This is a genomic window from Micromonospora sp. NPDC005299, assembly GCF_042872345.1.
Classification (GTDB): domain Bacteria; phylum Actinomycetota; class Actinomycetes; order Mycobacteriales; family Micromonosporaceae; genus Micromonospora.
The window spans coordinates 74,843-93,027 of sequence record NZ_JBIAKG010000011.1 but is presented as its reverse complement, the minus strand read 5'-3'; the positions used below and the strand labels follow the sequence as shown (position 1 = coordinate 93,027).

Sequence of the window (18,185 nt, the reverse complement as noted above, 5' to 3'; positions counted from 1 at the left end):
AGACATAGGCCAAGGCGCCCGAAGGGTCAACTCGAAAACAAATCAAAAGCTCATCATTCAGCATGCCGAAGTTGGCCTAATCGCCGTGACAGCCGTCAAAGCGACGATGTGCACCGAGCCATCGCGGCCCACCACCTTGACCGTCCCGGCCTTGCCATCGCGAAGCCTTCCGCAGTAGATGCCAGCCGAGGAGTCCAGTTCCACAAGCTGCCCGGCTGAGGTAGGGGCCGCAACGAATCCCGCGACCGCCGCAGCGATCAGAAGAAGGATCCCTCCCAGGCACGCCGCCCGCGCCTTTCGCAGAGAACTCGCAACGGCACGCGCCTGCGCAGACTCCCACGCACGAAGCCGCTCCCCTGTCATCGCCGTCGCGGCCTCCGGCAGGCCAAAGGCGCCTCGCATGGCCTCCGATGTGCCATACAGCAGCACCAGCAGGCCGGCGAACGCTAGTGCGCCGACAAGCAAGCGGTGACCCCCCGCCAATTGATCGGCTAGGTTCGGCGCAGCGACCACCGAGCTGACCGACAGCAGCGCGGTCAGTCCGCCAAGGCCGGTCCGCCATTGCTGTGCCGTCGCCCGTACATGCTCCAGCTCGTGAAACTGCAGCGTACTCGCCCGCTGCGCCCAACGCTTGTCATCGATGCTGAGGCGACGAGGTAACCGCGGGGTGAGACTCAAAGCTCTGCCTCGAACGGCCAGTACGCACCGCAACTGTTGTCACCGTCAGGGCGGTTCGGGTGTGGATGGCCGCATCCGCAGAACATCGTGAAGTCCTCAGCCTCACCGCGCAGGACAGGCATACCTGGTATCAACTTGGGGATGTCCGTCGAAGTCTGGTGGCGACAGCGCGGGCAGGGCCCGGTGAACCGGATCAGACGATCATCCTCTTCTCGAACAAACTTGATCTCCCATGACGGGTCACTGACCTCTGCCCATTCAAGCTCCCCTGGCATGTCACACCAGGTATCACCTCGAGACAACAGCAAGCAAGAAGGATGACGGCTACGTGACTCTCACCTGCCGGCCGCTGCCACGTAGAGCCGGGAAGGATCGACAACTTCGAGGCCGCCGAGCTACTTCAGCGGCACCCGGGTCACCAACTGGGTGAGGACGAGGCCGGGTGCCTCCGGGCCGGCGGTACGGACACAGACACCCGTCCGCGCGGTACCGGCCCGCTGGGCCTCGCGGACGAGCCGGATCGCGAACCCGGAGCCGCGGTGCCAGTCGCCGCCGTGATACCAGCAGCAGTCGCGGCCGCCCACGAAGCGGCACCATCTGACGTGCCAGGAGGCGCCGTCTTCACGGTCGCCGCGGCCGCCGCCGTGCTCCTCTGCAGGAGGCGGCACTGACCATAGTCGACCGAACAGCGAAGCGGGTGCCCACCTCGAGGTGCGGATTCGCTTCCTTTTGTCGGTTAGCAGCGGAAGACTGCGACGAAGGCGGCTGAGGCATGAGGGGAGCACCTGTGGCTCGACCAGGACCGCGAGGTCGCGCGACTCCCGCTCGCCGCCGGCGTCGCCAGTCGACGCCGCGCGAGCGCGCTAAGATCACCGACGTCATCCAGGCGGCCACGAGCGCGATGACGTTGCTGTTCGCGGGCGGGGCGCTGGCGGTCGCTGGCATCACGTATCGAGACCAGCAGGAGATCAACCGATCCCAGCTGCAGCTGGCCAAGCTCGAGCGCCAGCGGTACGAGCGGCGGTACGCCTCCCGAGTCGCCTACTGGTGGGAGATCACGCCGTGGGGCCCGAGCGGGCCGCCTCGGTTAAAGGTGCAGAACAGATCGCCCGCGCCGATCACGAATTTGGCCTTGGTCGCTCTTCCGGAGCTTGATTCGGTCCAGGGGCAGACGCGCGCCTACGAATTCCTGGTGGACGCTCCGCCCTGTTCGATCCTCACGGTCGAGCTGCCAGAAGCCTCCGAAGACCTGAAGCTGTGGAGCCAGAGCAGTGTCAGTCTGACCCTGAGATTCCACGACCCGGTGGACGCCTGGCTCCTGACTCCGGCTGGGTTGAAGCAGGTCACGAAGGAAACCCTCCTGAAGGCCTACGGCGGGCGTAGTCCCGTGATGACCGCCGCCCTCCCACCGAAGGAGAGCCCGGAATCGGCCGGAGACTGCGGGGAGGGTGGCTAGCCGAGGCACGCCGCTGGCGCTACCCGGGCACCCGCCGCGAGTCAGGCAAAGACAGCACCCAGTTGGTAGACGATGCCCTCCGCTCGGCGATCGGCCACCCCGTCATGGTCCCGCGGCGCGCATGCGCGAAGGGCCCGGAAGGGTGTTTCGGGTGGCTGGTCCGCACCCTGCGGACCTACGTGGTCACACCTTCCGGACCCATGTTGGTTGGTGTCCCAGCTGCTGGCGGTGGGGCGACTGGGCTCATCGGAGGAACGTTTAGCCGGTGCCGCTGCTTCGGATCGGGCAGCCGGCGCGGGTCAGTGGCCAGAGCCTCGGTCCGCTGGACAGGTGCAGCGGAAGGTCCGCGCGGTAGCCGTGTTGGCAGAGCAGGTCTCGGGCGCCCTCGGTGGTGACGACTGCGTACACCGGGTGGCCGGTCCGGTCGACCACCTGGTGGTGCTGGCGCAGCAGCTCGTCGGCGACCGGCCAGCCGTAGCCGGGTTGCACGGCCAGCCAGGACAGCCAGTGGTGCGGCGCGTCGGACCGGTAGCTGCGTACCGCGGCGTTCAGCTCGCCGAAGCGGGGAGCCGCCCGGCCAGCGAGCGTGGTCAGGTGGTAGTCGCCGAGCGCCCATTGTTGCGCGTCCAGGTCGTGGCGCCGCCACACCGCGACCGCTGACCAGTCCCCTGTCACGTCGACGTGGCCGGTCTCGATGGCGTGGTCGACGTCGACGGCGAGGAGCCGATGCAGGACGTCCGCCCGGTTGTCGGCGTCCGGCACCAGCCACTCGGCGACCGGGTCCCGGGACAGCGCGTCGACCAGCAGTGCGGTGACGGCGGGAACGTCGGCCGGGCGCGCCCGGCGTACGGAGGTCGTCATGGCGGCGTTCACCGCGGCCGTCGGTAGTAGGGATTGGGCGGTGGGAACGGCGAGCGGACGCCGCCGTTGAGCTGGCCGCGCCACATCGGCCAGAAGGGTGGCCCGGACGATGTGGGCTGCATCGGCGGTCCGGCCTCGTAGCCGTGTTGGGTGTATAGGTCGCAGTTGCGGGGGTTGCTGGCTTCCAGGTACGCCGGCAGGTTCTCGGCGTCCAGCGCCTCGTGCGCGTGGGCGAGCAGCGCCGACCCGACGCCCCGGCCTTGCACGGCCGGGGCGACGCCGATGTAGGCGAGGTACGCGTGCGGCAGACGCGGGTGGCGGGCGGCGAACATCGCGTCGAGCAGCAGGAACTTCGGCGCGTACCGGCCGGTGGCTTCCTCCAGCCCGTACAGGTGGTCAGGGTGGGGCGAGGGTGTCTCATCGCGCCGGTACCAGATCGCCACCCCGGACAGGTCGTCGGTGGTGTCGACTCTGCCGTAGTGCAGGCCGAGGGCGAGCATGAACCGGAAGTAGCTAGTGAACACCTCGAGCCGGTCGGCGGGCTCCGGGACGGCCCACTCGGCGACCGTCCCGGTGGAGAACGCCTCCGCGAACACGGGCAGCAACGCCGGTACGTCGTCGACGGTGGCCTGCCGGACGGTGAGATCGGTGCGGGTCGTGACCATTGGGGGCTCCTCAGACGGGCTGGCGGACGGGATCGGGTTTGCGTAGGGGCGCCGTCGCGCTGTCGGCGCCGAGGCCGATCGTCTGGTAGACGTCGGGTCGGGCGGTGCACAGCGTGAACGCCCACGCCAGCCCGATCGCCGCGGCGACCGCGTAGCTGGCGGGGAATATCCACCGCAGGGGGGAGGTCGGCTCGACCCCGAGCAGGACGTCGAACTGCTCGACGGTGACGACGAGGATCGCGCCGAGGGCCAGGGCGGACAGGAACGGCGCGACGGCGGTGCGCCACATGCCGTCGTGGTGGGCGGTCTGGGTGAAGTAGCTGAGCACGGCGACCGAGGTGGCCGTCATCAGGATCAGCACGCCGAGCGCGCCGAGGGAGGTGAGCCAGAAGAACAGGTGCACGATCGGGTCGGCGTCGGCCAGCACGTACCCGGTGAGCACGGCCACGGCGAGGGAGGTCTGGAGGATGGAGCCGGCTTTCGGCGCGCCGGTGCGCCGGCTGGTTCGGCCGAGGACGCTCGGGAGCACCCGTTCGCGGCCGAGCGCGAACGCGTACCGGGCCACCGTGTGGTGGAAGGACAGCAGGGCGGCGAACAGCGAGGTGATGAACAGCCACCGGCCGAGGGTCACCAGCGACGAGGTGAGGTGTGGGGCCACGAGGTTGAAGATGAGGTCGGTGCCCTCGGTCTGGGCGGCTGCGACGATCTGGTCGGGTCCGGTGGCGACGGACATCGCCCACGCCGACAGCCCGTACAGCAGGCCGGTGACCGCCACGGCGATGTACGTGGCGCGGGGCACCGTGCGTTTGGGGTCCTTGGTCTCCTCGGCGAACACGGTGGTGCCTTCGAAGCCGACGAAACCGGCGATGCCCGTGACGAGGGCGGCGCCGATGCCAGCGCCGATCAGGTTGCTCGGGGCGAGGGTGTCGAAGCTGACGCCGAGACCGTTGACGGGTCGGGCGACCATCACCGCGTCATAGACCAGGGCGATGGCGCACTCGGCGATCAGTAGGACGGCCAGGACCTTGCCGTTGAGGTCGATGCGCAGCAGGCCGAGCACGGCGATCACCCCGCAGGCGACGACGGCGCACAGCCACCAGGTGGTGTCCATCCCGAACCGGTCGTTGAGGAACCCGGACACGACCGCGCCGAAGACGCCGTACAAACCGATCTGCATGCTGTTGTAGGCGACCAGGGCAACCATGGCGGCGGCGACGCCGGCCGGCCTGCCGAGGCCCCGGGTGACGTAGGTGTAGAACGCTCCGGCGTTGACGATCCGGCGGGACATGGCCACGTAGCCGACGGCGAACAGGGCGAGCACCGCGGCGACCACGAGGTACGCGAGTGGGATGCCGAGCACGCCGGTGACGGCGTACCCGGTGGTCGCGCCGCCGGCGACGGCGGTCAGCGGCGCGGCGGCCGCCACGACGAAGAACACCACGGCGGGGATGCCGAGCCGGCCGCGGGCCAGCACCGCGGACACGGTGTCAGGATGGGGTCTGGGCATGGGGAAGCTGCCCCCTTTCAGGACTTGAAGGGTGTGCGGTGGGGTGGTGTCTCGCAGCTGAGGTCAGGTGCGGTGGCTCAGAACGGTGTGACCAATCGTCGTGTCCAGGTCGGCGAGGAGTTCCCGCATCGGCTGCGGGGCGGCCGCCAGCAGGCGCCGCAGGTGCGCGCCGACCGCGTAGGGCGCGCCGTCGAGAATGAACTGCTCCAGGCGGCAGGACGCGGCGATACCGGCCAAGGCAAGGTCGAACGCGTCCAGTTCCTCGTACTGGCGCAGCTTCGTTGACAGCCGGGCCCACGACCAGGCGGCGACGTTCATGTCCGTCGGAACGTGCACCGTGACCGTGCGGAGGAAGCGCCGCTGCTGCTGCGGTTCGACCTTGCCGGCCTGCCACAACCGGCGCGCCACCTCATCATGGGCAGTCGCGGCGAGATACGACAGCCACGTGCGCGTGGCGGTGTGCTGAGGTTCGCCGACCAGCCGGTCCAGGATGAGGTGTTGCAGAGCGTCCGTGGGCGGCCGGTGGTCCAGCACGTAAATGTGCCCCCGGTCGAACGAGATCCGACCGGCGGCGGCCAGCTCGCCGAGCAGCGCAGCGGCCAACCCGGAGGTGATCGCGCTCTGGTGCAGACGCGGCCGGCCGGTCTGGTCGTCGTGCGCGATCAGGAAGAACTCATCAGCAAGCAGCGCCGGCCGATCCGGCCCACTCCCCCGCGCCTGCCGGTGCCTCGCGGGTGTGAGCTCCAGGTGCAGCTGCCCTACCGGTCGGTGATCTTCTGCGCCAGGACGAGTTGGGATCACCGCTGCTGGCCTTCCTCAGTCGGAGCTTCTATGGGGACGGGGATCTTGAGTTCCTTCAGGACGTCGCGCCCGCCGGGGTGCCGGGGCAGTTCGTCAAGGGCCCATGCGTATTGGATGCAGGTCCTGTTGTCGGTGCAGTTGAAGCAGGTGCGGCCGTTGGCGTGCTGTTGCGCTGTGCGGCGGGCCGAGTCGAAGACATCCGCGGGGTGGTAGCTGTCGTCGATCGGGCTCATCGCGGCCTCGCAGTTCGGCGTAGGGCGAAGGCTCTGCCAACCATCTCGATCCAGGGCGGATGCTGGGTCGAGAGCGATGTACTCGCACTCAGGGCGTTGCCGTAGCACCCGTAGCCACCAGTCGCTGGGCTTCGCGTTGTTGGTTGAAGTCCGGTGCACGACCACGTCAACGGGGATGTCGGGCGTGAGGTCGAGGCCGAGGAACCACTGAATGTCATCAAGCCGGAGCGCTGAGCCCTGCGCCGGTTGGGCACCGTCGGTGATGTCGCGTGGTCAGCAAATTCAGGCATTGGAATCTCCGCCGGCCCTCTGCGCGCTCACGAGCAGGCAGCAGACCTCACCGGTCGGGCTGTCGATGGTTGCTACGTCTAGGCATCTCAGCCCGGACGCGGTGACGGCGGCTTTCCAGCGCTGCGGTCCTGACGTCCAGCGGGCAACGGGTACCCGGCTACCGTCCGCCAGCCGCATCATGTTCCGACGCGAGCCGAGCCAGCGCGGATGCGGCACGGAGAACAGCAGCCGGCCGCCGGGACGCAGTTGTCGTGAGATCAGCGGCAGGAGCTGGTCAGGCGGGCACAATCCGACCGCCCCAAAGATCGAGAAGCAGATATCCAGCGGGTGCGTGCGGGCGAGGAAGATGCGCGCGTCGGCGCAGTGGAAGCGGATCGGCAGGTGTCCCCAGCGGGTGCGCGCCCGGGTGATCTGCAGCGGTGCGACATCCACCCCGACGCAGTCAGCGGCGCGTAGTGCCAGCGGGGCCAGGTTGTCGCCGTTGCCGCAGCCGAGTTCGGCCACGGTCAGCCCGCTCACCTCGCCAAACAACTCGATCCCTGGGCCGTGGCCCGGATACTGGGTCCACTCGACTCGGCCGGGAGTCATCGGTCGGTCGTCGGGCAGCGCGAGGAGGGCTTGGCGGTCCCACGCGTGCCGGTTGATCGCCGTCGAGATGCTGGTATTCATGGCGCGCTACGACTGGGTGACGTCGAGGCAGGACTGCACGTTGCGCATCTTTTTGCCCAGGTTGATAAGGCTTCGGCCCGCTGCCTTGAGGTCCTTGGAGGCGGCGCGCATCGCTGCCAGGTTTGCCGCGTCTGCGTTGGGGTTGGCCTTGACCCAGCGGTCGATGGTGCGGGCGATGTGTTCGGCGAGTTCGGCCTCTTTGGTGACCACGCTGCGGAAGTGGCCGGCGGATTCGGTCCAGTTCCATGGGTGGGGCTCATGGCCGACGCCGGCGGTGTCGAGCTGGTAGTTGGTGTATTTCAGCGAGGTGCTGATGCCGTCGAGCATGTCCCGGACCGTCACGACCCGGCCGCTGGTGTCCCTGGCAATCGCCACGACCACTCCTCAGATGTTCCCGGGGTGGTCGTGCACGGCGCGGGAGACGCCGCGCGCGGCCACCGGTTCGGCTAGAGGTGGCCTGCGCGGGCAGGATGAAGCGGCTTTAGGCGCCGCGCGGCCACCGGTTCTTCTCAGGTCAGCGGGGCCAGGGTCCGCTCGATCCAGGGCACGCGCATGCCGGCCAGCTCGCAGCGCATCGTTTCGACGTCGGTGCCGAAGGGCACGACGCAGCCGCCGGACATGTTGGGAGCGCCCTGGCAGGCGTGGACCAGCCTGCCGCCGAGAGCCGCGTGCGCGAGGATGCTCTCGCGTCGCCGCGACTCGTTGAACCAGGTGCCGTGATACAGCTCGTCGAGCACTTCAGCGGTCGCCTTGTCCAGATCGTAGACCACTCGGGCGGCGGCGCACAGCATCCAGGCAGGGGAAACGTTGCTGATATGCCCGTCCAGCTCGACCCGGTTGAGGGCCATCAGGGTCCCGCACTCGCGCAGCATCAGCAGCGTCCCGTCGGGCACGAAGTCCAGGCCGGGATCCTGCAGGTGCTCCTCCCGGAACATGTAGGCGTAGACGTCGTGTGCGGTGCGCAGCACCTCGGCCGGATCGGTGGTGGCGTAGCCATGCTCCTTGACGAAGTCCAGCACCAGCTGCTCAATCGTCAGGTCCTCGCTCTCCGCGGCCGGGAGCAGCTCGTCGCGGACCCGCTGCCAGTCGCACAACAGCCAGCTCGGGTTCTCGTAACGGAAGAAGAACTCCTCAGGCTTGATCGTCAACGTCGATCCGTTGACCGTGATGCCGGGGATACACATCCAGGTCCTGGTGAACGGCGCGGGCAGGTCGACCTTGATTACGTCGGCAATGGCTACCGTCATGGCGACAGTTCCTCTCAAGATGGTGTGTGACCGTCTGCGGTGGTCGGGCGGGCCTGCGGAGCTAGGCGGCTGGCAGCACCGCCGCTAAGGGCGGCGCTGTGAGTGGCGGGTGGCTCACCTCCTTGTGCCTCGGCTGCCAGCTTTGGCGGACCCGCCAGAATTCCGGGCAGGTCCGCCAAAGCGAGGCGGCGGCTGGGAGCAACCCGCCCATCACTCGCCCGCGCAGCCCGATGGCGGTACGCGGACGAGGAGTCAGCCTCGGGCACGAGGATCCGGACGCCGCAGCAATCGGCCGAGTCAACTCCCTGGCCGGATTGCCAGACTCGATCAATCTGTCCACCATGAATTCCCTGATGTCGATGACAATGGGTCGGTGAGCCGACCTGCCGCACAGCAGCGGGCTTCGACGCTTGTCAACAGGGAACCGTTCGCGAGAGGCCGGCGGTACCGTCCACTAGCCGTCCGCTCGCAACCAGGCAATGACGGGCCATAACGGAGGTGACTAGCGTGACCGCCGTGGACAGGCAAGGCGGGAGGTGCTCAGATGGCCGGAAGGCGCTATGCCCCTAACCGACGGCTAGCGTGGGAGAGACTCCAGCGGGGCTGGTCGTATGAGGAGGTCGCCGAGCGCATTCGCGCGGGGATAAGACTCGCTGGAGAAAGCGACACCGGGCTCAACGCCAACACGGTGCGGCGATGGGAGACCGGCGAACGGTGGCCGGACCCGCGCTACCGCAAGCACCTAGTAGCCATCTTCGACAAGCCAGCCAACCAACTCGGCCTTCTCACCGCCGACGAGCTGGCGCTGTGCCCGCAGGCGGAGACACTGCACGAGTTCAGGAGGTTGTGGGACATGCTCACCGGAGACGAGAACGAAGCCGGCTGGGACCGCGCAGCCGTCCTACGCGCACTGTTCGGCGCCAGCATGCTGCCCCTGGTCGCTCCGTTGCTGTCGCTCGACCCGCAGGCAGCGCATGCGGATACGAAGACCGTCGACCCAGACGCCTACACCGAGATCGTCCGCTGCCAGCGGGCGCTGTACTGGACCAGCCCGGCGAGGTCGCTCTACGAGGCCGCATACGCCCACACCCAGCTTGGCACCGGGCTCGTCCGCGCGGCGAGCGGCACCAGCCGCACCACCCTCGCCGCCGCCCTCGCCGAATCCGCGCTCCTCACCGCCCGGCTGGCGTTCTTCGACCTCAACCAACCTGCCATCGCTCAGCGCTGCTACGACGTCGCCCTGGCCGCCACCCGGGAAGCCGGAGACCACGCCCTGGCCGCCACCGTCCTCGGTCACATGGCCTTCATTCCCGCCTTCAGCCACAACCCTTCCGCCGCCCGACCGCTGGTCGACGCGGCGCTCCAGCACACCTGGCACGGCGTCAGCCCGGCCGTCCGCTCCTGGCTCCACTGCGTCGCCTCGGAGGTCGAAGCCCGCGCCGGCGCTGGAACAGCTAGCCGTCACCAGATCGACCTCGCCGCTACCGCGATCGAAGCCAACCCGACGCCGCCCGAATGGCTCGACTTCTACGACGACGGTCGGCTGCAGTCATTCGCCGGCTACGCAGCCCTAGCGGCCGACGACTACACCGAGGCCACCAAGCAGCTCACCGGGGCGCTCACGTGCCTGGCCGCCACGGCAGCCAAGCAACGCAGTGTCATCCTCGCCGACCTCGCGTCCGCACAACGCGGCGACGGAGACCACGCCGCCGACTACCTCAACCAGGCGATGGACGCCCTGCACAACGACTGGTACGGCACCGGCCTGGACCGCGTCCGAGCCGTCCGGCCGGCAATCGGCGACAGCCGGCAGGGCAGGCAGCTCGATGAACGGATCGCCGCCCTCACCGCGAGCCGAGCCGCCCTGCCCGACTGCTAAGCCACCGACTCGTTGTGCTTGCGTACCAGCTCGGGCAGCTCAGCCAGCGAGTCGAGCCGGAACAGGCAACGCTCGCTAACGATCTTGTCATCGAGGATGTGCCCCCACGGGCCGCGCCGGACCAACGCGGTCGCGATCCCAGACTCCTGCGCAGGCCGGATGTCGTTGTCCAGCCGGTCCCCGACGTACAGCACCCGATCGGCTGGGCAGCCCGCCTCCGCCACAACGCGCTCAAAGAACGCCGCCGACGGCTTCTCCACACCCCAACCATCCGACGTGCCGATCAGATCCACCGGCAGGTCCAAGGCACGCAGAATTGTCTCGGCCCGTGCCGTCTGATTACCGGCCAGGCCCACCTGCACGCCCAACTCACGCAGTCCGGTCAGGCACGCCCGAGCATCCGGGTACAGATTCTCCTCCGAGAAGTGCTCCGGCTGACCAGCCGCTGCCCGGCGCTCCCGCTCCTCCGTCAGATCGAAGCCTGGACGGAAAACCTGAAACGTCTCCCGGTAGTCGAGGCCGCGAGCGATCACCGCCCCAAAGACTGCCGAGAAAGTGTGCCGGGGTACACCCAGCCAGTCCGCCCAGGTCCCGTACTCCCGGGACTCGTCGACGATCGTCTCTCCAACGTCGAAGAACACACTCGCGATCACCATCTGATTGTGCCGGTTCCGCCGAGCGTGATCAACACGGATGGCTGCAGCTCCGTACGCGGACTTCGCTCGGTCTTGACCTTCAGAGACCCGCGCTCCACATGGCCGCCGGCCTTCGCGCCCGGACAGGCCTGGTCGAGTTGGCCTGTCGACCGCGCCGGAGGTGGCGTAAACGCACCGGGCCAGGCTGACCCAGGTTCCGGCACGCTGAGCGTCGAACCCATGAACTCTTCGGTGTGAACGTCGATCTCGCTTGCCGTCGAGCTTCAACCGATGCCATCTGACGTCGTCGCACCCGCTCCGCCCACCGCTAGAGTCCGTCCAATGGTGGATGACACCGGTCCCCCTCTCCTCTGCGACTTGACCTTCAGCGATAGGTGAGCGTGGATCACTAGACCCCTCGCTGGTACGGCGCGGGATGCCAGATGGAGTTCGGCCGCGTTGGTGCAGAACACCTGCCCGTGGCCCCGACGGACGTAGGAGGTCCGAGGCCAATGAGTCTTGCCGTTAAGGACGCTCTTCTCGCGACGAAAGACCTAGGGAAGAACGAGCGGGCCGTGGCTATCGCCATCGCCGCACACGCCAACCACGAAGGCAAGGCTTGGCCTTCCGTCGCCACCATCGCGAACTACGCCGGCTGCTCGGAGCGGACGGTGCAGCGATGCCTCACCAAGCTGGTGCAACTCGGCCGCCTGGCGGTGTCCAAGGCCGCCGGAATCGCCACCCGCGTCTACCGCCTGGTCAACGGAGGCGGGCGAACGGGAACCGCCTCTGGGGTGACAAATCAGCAGGGCAGGGTGACAGATTCGGCCAGCGGTGGTGACAGGCAGGGTGTCACCCGAAGCCTTGAAGACCATTCAATGAAAGGCAGACGGGCACCGGTTTCTGACCGATTTGCTCCGCAGAGGAAGCAGACCCGCGCTCCGGGTTGCGCCGAGCGTGGCGGCGCGGCGCCGCCGATGACCGGCGGTGGCCGCCGCTGCTCGCGTCCGGGGCACATTGGCCAACCTGCTGGCAGGTGCATTCCCTGCCGCTCAGAGGCGATCGAGCGCCGGGCATGATCGCGACCGTCACTTATGTGCTGGGATGCTGATCGCTCTTCGGCTCAACGAGCGCGGTGCACCATGAGACAAGCGAAAGTCGCCAGCGTAGCCGGCCCGGGCTTCCCCCAGGCACGGTCACGTCGATGACTCATGTCGACCCAGGGTCAGATGGCCCTCTTGGTCGAACCGGACTCGACCGCTGGTCACCGCGACGTGCAAGCCGTACCGGAGCAGTTTGTCGATCTTGTCGGTGCGCCGCCGGTAGCCGAGGCGCTCCAGCCCCGCGCGCAGCAGGCGCTCCTCGTCCATGCTCGGCACGCTCTCCAGAACGCCAACGAACGCGTTGGCGACCTCCTCGGGCGGCACCTCCTCGAACGCCCGGTCGTTGCTCGCCTGGGTGACGCGGTACGCGCGGTAGGTCTGCGGATCCGTCCCCTCGGGCCAGGCGTACCGCCCGACGGTAGGGTGGTCATACAGCCGGCGGGCGTCGACGAGCGCGAGCACGGCGAGGCGCCGGTCCTCCCGGGTCCGCAGGAAGCCGAAGCGGGCCAGGGCCAGGCGGGCGAGCCGGTGCTGTTCGACCGGGCCCTCCGCCGCGGTAATCTCCCGCAGCGCCTCCCGAACGAGCCCGCGCACCCTCTGGTCGGTGGAGAGCAGGTCGAGGTCGCTCTGGTCGCCGAGCGGCGTCGGGGCGTACGGGATGAAGGGGCTGACTTCGATGGCGCCGGTCGTCGCCGGCGGCGCGCTCGCGGCGGGGGCCGGCGCGGATGCGGTGGCGAGGCCCGTGACAGGTGCCGGCGCTACTCCCGTGGCGGGCTCGGTGTCCTCCGCAACGCGTGGACCCGACAGCTCGACCAGGTGGACCTGCTCGACGTCCTCGGCAGCGCGGGGCGACGGGAGCTCGACCGTACCGTGGGGCGCGACGGCCTCCCCCGGCGCGGGCGGCTCTGGAGCGTCGGCCTTCGCGATGGCGTCGTCGACGCGGCCGAGCAGCGCGGACCGGTCGTGGATCCACGCCGGCAGCCAGAACCGCACCACCTCCGGCCAGCCCATGATCGTCCGGAGCAGGGCGGGCGCCAGGTCCCGGTCGGCCACCGTCGGGCGGGCGCTCCAGTCGGGACCGTCCAGCATGACGGCCACCTGCCAGCGGGCCGAGCCCGGCCGGCGTACGGCGAGGTCCACGGTGAAGTCGGAAAGGCCGTGTGAGGTGTGGACCTCGTGGCCGCGGTCGCGCAGCGCGGCGGCCACATCGTCGCGGATGCGGCTGCGCCGCTCGGCCCGGTCGGTGGCCAGGTCGCCCAGCCGGTCGGCGCCGGCGGCGGCCATCTCGCAATACGCCCGCAGGTGCTGGGTGCCGACCGCCGAGGTGCGGGACAGGTCGATGTCTGACGGGTCGAAGGAGGAGAAGAGCACCACCTGCCGGCGGGCCCGGGTGATTGCCACGTTGAGCCGCCGCTCACCGCCGGCCTGGCTCAGCGGACCGAAGTTCAGCGGAAGCTGGCCGGTCTCCGGGTTGGTGGAGAAGGCCAGGGAGAACAGGACGACGTCCCGCTCGTCGCCCTGCACGTTCTCCAGGTTCTTGACGAAGATCGGCTCGGCGACGGTGCCGGAGAGTTGCTCGCGGATGATCGGATCGGCGCTGTCCTCCAGCAGGTTGAGGATGAGGTCCCGCTGCTGGATGTTGAAGGTGACCGCGCCGATCGACTGGCCGGCGGTGGCCGGGTCGTGCAGACGCCGGGTGATGTCGGCGAGGACGGCCCGCGCCTCGACGTCGTTGGTCCGCGAGCCGCCCCGGTCGTACCGGCCGTCGACCCGCCGCCAAGCGATGCCCCCGGAGGTACTCATCCCCGGCGACGGGAGGCTGGAGAGCTTGTTGTCGTAGTAGTACCGGTTGGAGAAGGCGATTAGCGACTCGTCGTGGCTGCGGTAGTGCCAGGATAGCCACCGCTGCGGCAGCCCCGACTCGACGGATTCGCTGAGGATGCTCTCCAGGTCCTCCAGCACCGGGCCGTCGCCCTCGTCGACGTCGTCGACGGTGTGGCTGGCCTGCATGAAGCTGGCCGGCGGCATCTGCCGGGAGTCACCGACGACCACCACGGCACTGCCCCGCCCCATAGCGCCGATCGCCTCGGCGACCCGGATCTGCGACGCCTCGTCGAAGATGACCAGATCGAAGCGCTGGCTTCCCGGGGCCAGGAAGTTCGCCGCCGAGGCGGGGCTGACAAGCACGCACGGCGTCAACGCCAGCACGGCGTCGGGGTACTGCTCGAACAGCTCCCGGAAGGACCGGCCGCCGCGCTTGCGGCGTAGTTCCGCCGCGAAGTCGGCGAAGCGGCCCCGCCGGTCGGTCGGGCTGAACGGGCGGCGGCGGACCAGCACCGAGGGTAGGCGCTCGGGCAGCGCCGACCGCAGCTCACCCGCGGCCGTCTCGAACTGGGCGATCTCGTCGTCGTGCAGTTCCGGGTCGAAGTACTGCAGCCCGCCGGCCCGTACCCGCTCGCCGAGGGAGGCGGCGGCGACCCCGCGCCGGTACGCCTCCTCGGCGAACTGTCCGTTCACGTCGGCGCGCAGCAGCTGGTCGCGGTAGTCGGTGAGGCCGGCGGAGGCGAGCACGTCGGCGTGGGTGAGGACGGTGGCCCAGCGGCGCAGCGGGAAGAGTTCCTCGCTGCGCAGGTCGTGCAGCCAGGTCGCGCCGTCCCGCTGCCAGGCGTCGACCCAGTGCGAGCCGGCGGACCACAGGGCCAGCTCCGGCTCTGCGGAGCGCAGCACTCCGCGCCAGGCCCGCCATCGGGAGGCGATCCGGTCCAGGAGGGTGGCGTCGACGTCGGACACGCCGCGCTGGAACATTTCCCAGGCCTGCGGGTGCCGGGCCAGGAGGGTGCGGCTGGCCCGGGTGGCCTCGATCGCCTCTGCCAGCCGCTGCTGTGCGTCCGGGTTCGTGGGCTGCCACGCCGGGATCCGTAGGCCGCCGAGCGCGACCGCGTGTTGGTGCAGCGCGGCGGCCTGGGCCTGGGCGGCGACCAGGCGTCCGGTGGTCACCTCGACCCGTTCGACGTCGAGCGCCGCGCCGGCGACCAGGTGCACGGCCAGCTTGTCGACGACGGCCTGCCGGCGCTTGCGCTTGCCGAGCAGCTTCTTCGCCGCCTCCTGCGCCTCGGCGTGCCACGCGGCCAGCTCGGGCCGGGCGAACACGTCCGGCCGGAAGATGGCGAGCTCACCGGCGAAGCCCTGGTGGAAGGCAGCCATCTCCGCCTGGAGCCGGGCCGCCGCCTCGTCCCACCGCCGGTCGCTGGCGCGCAAGGTGGTCTCCCTATCCGGCAACATTCCGCGTACGGCGAGCCAGGCGCCGGCCTGCAGCTCGGTGACGGTCTCCGGAGTAGGCAGCGTCCGCAGCAGCCCAACCAGGTGGGGGTGGGCGGCAAGGTCGGCGCGGAGCCGTTCGAGCTCGGCGGCGATCTCGGTGACGGCCGCGCCGTGCAGCCCGTCGAGGGTCCGGCAGCCGCTGAGCGCCCAGGGATGCTCGGGCCGGACCCGCGCGGAGCGGGCGGCGGCCGGGAACTCCCGCAGCGTCGTCTCCACCTGGGCGCGCACCTCAGCGGGTGCGTGCAGGTAGCTCACCGGAACCGGGGCGGCCGGGCCGTCCCCGTACGCGAGGACCTGCTCGTAGGCCGACCAGAGCGACATGCCGACGGGGTTGGCGGTGTGGACCTGCGCCGGATACTCCGCCAGCGGGGCGAGCCGCGTCCGGTAGGCCGTCTCGACGGCCGTCCAGTCGCCGTCGCTGCCCAGGTCGTACTGGTCAAGGGCGTCGCGCAGCTGCTGTCGGATCGCGTTAAGGGACTGCTTGCGCCCGTGCAGATCCAGCGCGAACGGTCCGAGACCGATCTGCTTGAGGCGGCGCTTCACCACCTCGAGGGCGGCCTGCTTCTCGGCGACGAACAGCACCGACCGGCCGGCGGCGACCGCGCGGGCGATCATATTGGTGATGGTCTGCGACTTGCCGGTGCCGGGCGGCCCTTCGAGCACGAAGGACTGGCCGCGCTCGGCCATGACGATGGCCTGCATCTGGGAACCGTCGGCGGGGATCGGCAGGTGCAGCTCCGCCTCGTCCACGGCGACGTCGGCGCCCTGGTCCGGGCGGGCCGGGTCGTCGAAGGTGGCGCCGGAGGATTCCACCAGGTGCCGGACGACGGGGTTCTCCATGAACCGGGGCCAGTGGTCGCCGAGGTCTCGCCACATCTGGAAGGTGGAGAACTGCAGCAGCCGCAGGCTGGCGGTCTCGTCGATGCGGTAGTTCAGCCGGTTGTCAACCAGCCCGGTGTTGATCGCCGCGAGGGTCTTCGCGATGTCGATGCCGTGCTCGTCGAGGACCGGCTGCTCCAGCTCCGGGATCCGCACGCCGTGCTTGACGCGCAGCCACTCGATGAGGCAGTAGTTGGGGCTGGCGACCTCGGTGCCATCGATGACCATTGCGTACGGGCGGCGGCCGCTGCCGCCCTCGATGCGCACCGGCAGGAGGAACAGCGGCGCGTACGCCTCTCCCCCGGTGGTCTTGGTGTGCACCAGGGTGCCGATGGTCAGGTAGAGGTAGTTGCTGCCGGTCTCCTGCTCCATCGTGCGCGCCTCGCGCTGCAGCGCCCGCATGGCGGTCTTGTAGCGGGCCTCGGTGACGGCACCGTAGACCCGCCGGTCGGTACGCAGCTCCCGGGTGAGGATCTCGGCGTCGAGGTCCTGCGCCCGGCGGGCGCCGGCCAGCTCGTGCACGTGGCTGATGTCGTCCTGCGGGATGACCTGCACCTGGCGGCCGTCATGGATGAGGTCGTCCAGCAGGGCGAGCGCGCCGGCCGGCACGTGAAGGTCCAGGCCCCGGCCGCGCTTGGGCAGGTTGAGCAGCGGGTTGCGCAGGCTCAGGTCGAGCAGGGACTTCCGCCACTGTTGGATACGCGCCGGGGAGCCGTCGGAGGGCTGCGGCACCTCGTCGCCCTCGTCGGAAAGCTGGCGCAGCTTCGCGGCGGCGACACCGGGTGGGAGGTCGAGGGAGGCGCCGGCGTCGGGCGTCGTCTCGGCGTCGACCAGCGCGGGCGCGACCAGCTCGTCGGCCGACGGCAGTGGCCGGATCCCGGAGCGGTGCGCGAGGTGGACGTCGACGACGCCCTGCAGGCGGTGACCCTCCCCGCGGAAGTGGCCGAGCCCGACCCGTACCGCCTCGGTGAACGTCGCCGACTGCGCACCGGGCCCGACGCGGGTCAGCTCGACCGGCACCGCCCGGCCCGAGTCGACCATCGAGATCAGCAGGTTCGTCTCGGTCACCGCCGCGGACCCGAGCCGCTCCTCCTCGAGGAGGAAGCCGCCGAAGGCGTGCCCCTCGCTGATGAAGATGAGCGGGTGCAGCCCCGCCGCCTCCAGGCACGCGGCGTAGGTGACAGAGAGGTCGAGGCAGTTGCCGAGCCGCCCGTCCAGGACGGCGGCCGTCGTCCGTACCTTCTGGCCGCTGTTCTCGAACGAGGCCGGCAGGGTCTGGTAGGTGATCTCGAGCTGGCGCAGCGCCTCGTACACGGCGCCGGCGATCAGCGCGGCCCGCTCCGCCCCCTCCTGGTAGCCCTGCAGCGAGCCGGAGCCGGTCCGCGCGAGCAGGAGCTGCGCCGCCGATCGCAGGACCGCCTCGACCGCCCGGGTGTTCGGCTGCACGAAGGCCGCCAGGCTGTCGTAGAGGGCCGGGCTGTTGAACCACTCGTTGTGCGCCAGCACTCGTGACGGGGCGACCAGCGTCAACGCCTTGTCACCCGCCTCGACGGTGAGGCGGTAGTCGACCGGGAACGCCTCGTCGGTGCGGTAGAGCAGCGCCCGGTCGGGCGTGACGTCCCGGAAGTCGTCCCAGCCGGTGCTCGCGCCCGGCCGCAACGGCGCGGTGAGCGTACGTGCCCACGGCTCGATCAGCGCGCCGTCGGGGCCGAGCAGCTCCAGCGTCAGGGTCACGTCCGCCAGCGGTTCCGTGGCGCGGTTGACCAGCGCGAGGTGGCGGACCAGCGGTACCCGGTTGTGCACCAGGGCGGCGTTGATCGCCGGCTGCACGAGCAACGCGACGGCGAGCTGGTCGTCGTCGGCGGTGAACTGCGCGAAGACGCTGTCGGACATGAGGGTTTCTCCAGGTGGCGAGGCCAGGAAGGGCCAGCCTAACGGTCATCCGTCCGGTGGATCCTCC

General features: G+C 69.7%; 15 protein-coding genes. 3 read left to right on the top strand and 12 right to left on the bottom strand.

Going from position 1 to position 18,185, the window contains the following annotated elements:
• Positions 1 to 57: 57 nt before the first annotated feature.
• The gene (locus ACFYPD_RS26730; RefSeq protein ID WP_387118986.1) at positions 58 to 678 is read right to left on the bottom strand and encodes a hypothetical protein; all 621 of its coding nucleotides are present in this window, start codon (positions 676 to 678) and stop codon (positions 58 to 60) included.
• 395 nt (positions 679 to 1,073) lie between these two features.
• On the bottom strand, positions 1,074 to 1,346 hold the full coding sequence (locus ACFYPD_RS26725) for a hypothetical protein (protein ID WP_387118983.1): 273 nt from the start codon (positions 1,344 to 1,346) through the stop codon (positions 1,074 to 1,076).
• 233 nt (positions 1,347 to 1,579) lie between these two features.
• Between ACFYPD_RS26725 and ACFYPD_RS26720 the strand changes: the two genes are divergently transcribed.
• Entirely contained in the window at positions 1,580 to 2,134 is a 555-nt protein-coding gene (locus ACFYPD_RS26720; protein WP_387118980.1) for a hypothetical protein, read from the top strand.
• Positions 2,135 to 2,392: 258 nt separating this feature from the next.
• Here ACFYPD_RS26720 and ACFYPD_RS26715 read toward each other — a convergent pair whose 3' ends face one another.
• From ACFYPD_RS26715 to ACFYPD_RS26680, 8 genes are all read right to left on the bottom strand, one after another.
• Positions 2,393 to 2,995, bottom strand: coding sequence for a hypothetical protein (locus ACFYPD_RS26715; protein ID WP_387118977.1), 603 nt, complete (start codon positions 2,993 to 2,995; stop codon positions 2,393 to 2,395).
• An 8-nt stretch (positions 2,996 to 3,003) separates the two neighbouring features.
• Positions 3,004 to 3,660, bottom strand: a complete 657-nt coding sequence (locus ACFYPD_RS26710) for a GNAT family N-acetyltransferase (RefSeq protein WP_387118975.1) — start codon at positions 3,658 to 3,660, stop codon at positions 3,004 to 3,006.
• A 10-nt stretch (positions 3,661 to 3,670) separates the two neighbouring features.
• Positions 3,671 to 5,167: an APC family permease gene (locus ACFYPD_RS26705; RefSeq protein ID WP_387118972.1), complete on the bottom strand. Its 1,497-nt coding sequence runs from the start codon at positions 5,165 to 5,167 to the stop codon at positions 3,671 to 3,673.
• A gap of 63 nt (positions 5,168 to 5,230) precedes the next feature.
• Positions 5,231 to 5,968 (bottom strand): GPP34 family phosphoprotein, encoded by a 738-nt coding sequence (locus ACFYPD_RS26700; protein ID WP_387118969.1) that lies wholly within the window; start codon positions 5,966 to 5,968, stop codon positions 5,231 to 5,233.
• Positions 5,965 to 6,201 carry a hypothetical protein gene (locus tag ACFYPD_RS26695; protein ID WP_387118966.1) on the bottom strand — a complete coding sequence of 79 codons (237 nt, stop codon included), beginning with the start codon at positions 6,199 to 6,201 and terminating at the stop codon, positions 5,965 to 5,967. The genes ACFYPD_RS26700 and ACFYPD_RS26695 overlap by 4 nt, the downstream gene beginning before the upstream one ends.
• Before the next feature lie 282 nt (positions 6,202 to 6,483).
• Positions 6,484 to 7,161, bottom strand: coding sequence for a class I SAM-dependent methyltransferase (locus tag ACFYPD_RS26690; RefSeq protein ID WP_387118963.1), 678 nt, complete (start codon positions 7,159 to 7,161; stop codon positions 6,484 to 6,486).
• 6 nt (positions 7,162 to 7,167) lie between these two features.
• Positions 7,168 to 7,536: a hypothetical protein gene (locus ACFYPD_RS26685; RefSeq protein WP_387118960.1), complete on the bottom strand. Its 369-nt coding sequence runs from the start codon at positions 7,534 to 7,536 to the stop codon at positions 7,168 to 7,170.
• A 134-nt stretch (positions 7,537 to 7,670) separates the two neighbouring features.
• On the bottom strand, positions 7,671 to 8,408 hold the full coding sequence (locus tag ACFYPD_RS26680) for a hypothetical protein (protein WP_387118958.1): 738 nt from the start codon (positions 8,406 to 8,408) through the stop codon (positions 7,671 to 7,673).
• 544 nt (positions 8,409 to 8,952) lie between these two features.
• On the opposite strand from ACFYPD_RS26680, the gene ACFYPD_RS26675 reads away from it, so the two are divergent.
• Positions 8,953 to 10,287: a multiprotein-bridging factor 1 family protein gene (locus tag ACFYPD_RS26675; protein WP_387118956.1), complete on the top strand. Its 1,335-nt coding sequence runs from the start codon at positions 8,953 to 8,955 to the stop codon at positions 10,285 to 10,287.
• On the opposite strand, the gene ACFYPD_RS26670 is transcribed toward ACFYPD_RS26675, so the two are convergent.
• Positions 10,284 to 10,943, bottom strand: coding sequence for an HAD family hydrolase (locus ACFYPD_RS26670; protein ID WP_387118953.1), 660 nt, complete (start codon positions 10,941 to 10,943; stop codon positions 10,284 to 10,286). The two genes, ACFYPD_RS26675 and ACFYPD_RS26670, sit on opposite strands and share 4 nt — an antisense overlap.
• 491 nt (positions 10,944 to 11,434) lie before the next feature.
• On the opposite strand from ACFYPD_RS26670, the gene ACFYPD_RS26665 reads away from it, so the two are divergent.
• Entirely contained in the window at positions 11,435 to 12,001 is a 567-nt protein-coding gene (locus ACFYPD_RS26665; protein ID WP_387118950.1) for a helix-turn-helix domain-containing protein, read from the top strand.
• Between the two features lie 117 nt (positions 12,002 to 12,118).
• On the opposite strand, the gene ACFYPD_RS26660 is transcribed toward ACFYPD_RS26665, so the two are convergent.
• Entirely contained in the window at positions 12,119 to 18,118 is a 6,000-nt protein-coding gene (locus ACFYPD_RS26660; protein WP_387118947.1) for a DUF4011 domain-containing protein, read from the bottom strand.
• Positions 18,119 to 18,185 lie beyond the last annotated feature (67 nt).

What these genes read in the sequence shown, in the direction of transcription:
- ACFYPD_RS26665 (WP_387118950.1), top strand. Translation starts at nt 11,435, where the DNA reads ATGAGTCTTGCCGTTAAGGACGCTCTTCTCGCGACGAAAGACCTAGGG.
- ACFYPD_RS26670 (WP_387118953.1), bottom strand. Translation starts at nt 10,943, where the DNA reads ATGGTGATCGCGAGTGTGTTCTTCGACGTTGGAGAGACGATCGTCGAC.
- ACFYPD_RS26695 (WP_387118966.1), bottom strand. Translation starts at nt 6,201, where the DNA reads ATGAGCCCGATCGACGACAGCTACCACCCCGCGGATGTCTTCGACTCG.
- ACFYPD_RS26705 (WP_387118972.1), bottom strand. Translation starts at nt 5,167, where the DNA reads ATGCCCAGACCCCATCCTGACACCGTGTCCGCGGTGCTGGCCCGCGGC.
- ACFYPD_RS26715 (WP_387118977.1), bottom strand. Translation starts at nt 2,995, where the DNA reads ATGACGACCTCCGTACGCCGGGCGCGCCCGGCCGACGTTCCCGCCGTC.
- ACFYPD_RS26675 (WP_387118956.1), top strand. Translation starts at nt 8,953, where the DNA reads ATGGCCGGAAGGCGCTATGCCCCTAACCGACGGCTAGCGTGGGAGAGA.
- ACFYPD_RS26720 (WP_387118980.1), top strand. Translation starts at nt 1,580, where the DNA reads ATGACGTTGCTGTTCGCGGGCGGGGCGCTGGCGGTCGCTGGCATCACG.
- ACFYPD_RS26690 (WP_387118963.1), bottom strand. Translation starts at nt 7,161, where the DNA reads ATGAATACCAGCATCTCGACGGCGATCAACCGGCACGCGTGGGACCGC.
- ACFYPD_RS26710 (WP_387118975.1), bottom strand. Translation starts at nt 3,660, where the DNA reads ATGGTCACGACCCGCACCGATCTCACCGTCCGGCAGGCCACCGTCGAC.
- ACFYPD_RS26680 (WP_387118958.1), bottom strand. Translation starts at nt 8,408, where the DNA reads ATGACGGTAGCCATTGCCGACGTAATCAAGGTCGACCTGCCCGCGCCG.
- ACFYPD_RS26660 (WP_387118947.1), bottom strand. Translation starts at nt 18,118, where the DNA reads ATGTCCGACAGCGTCTTCGCGCAGTTCACCGCCGACGACGACCAGCTC.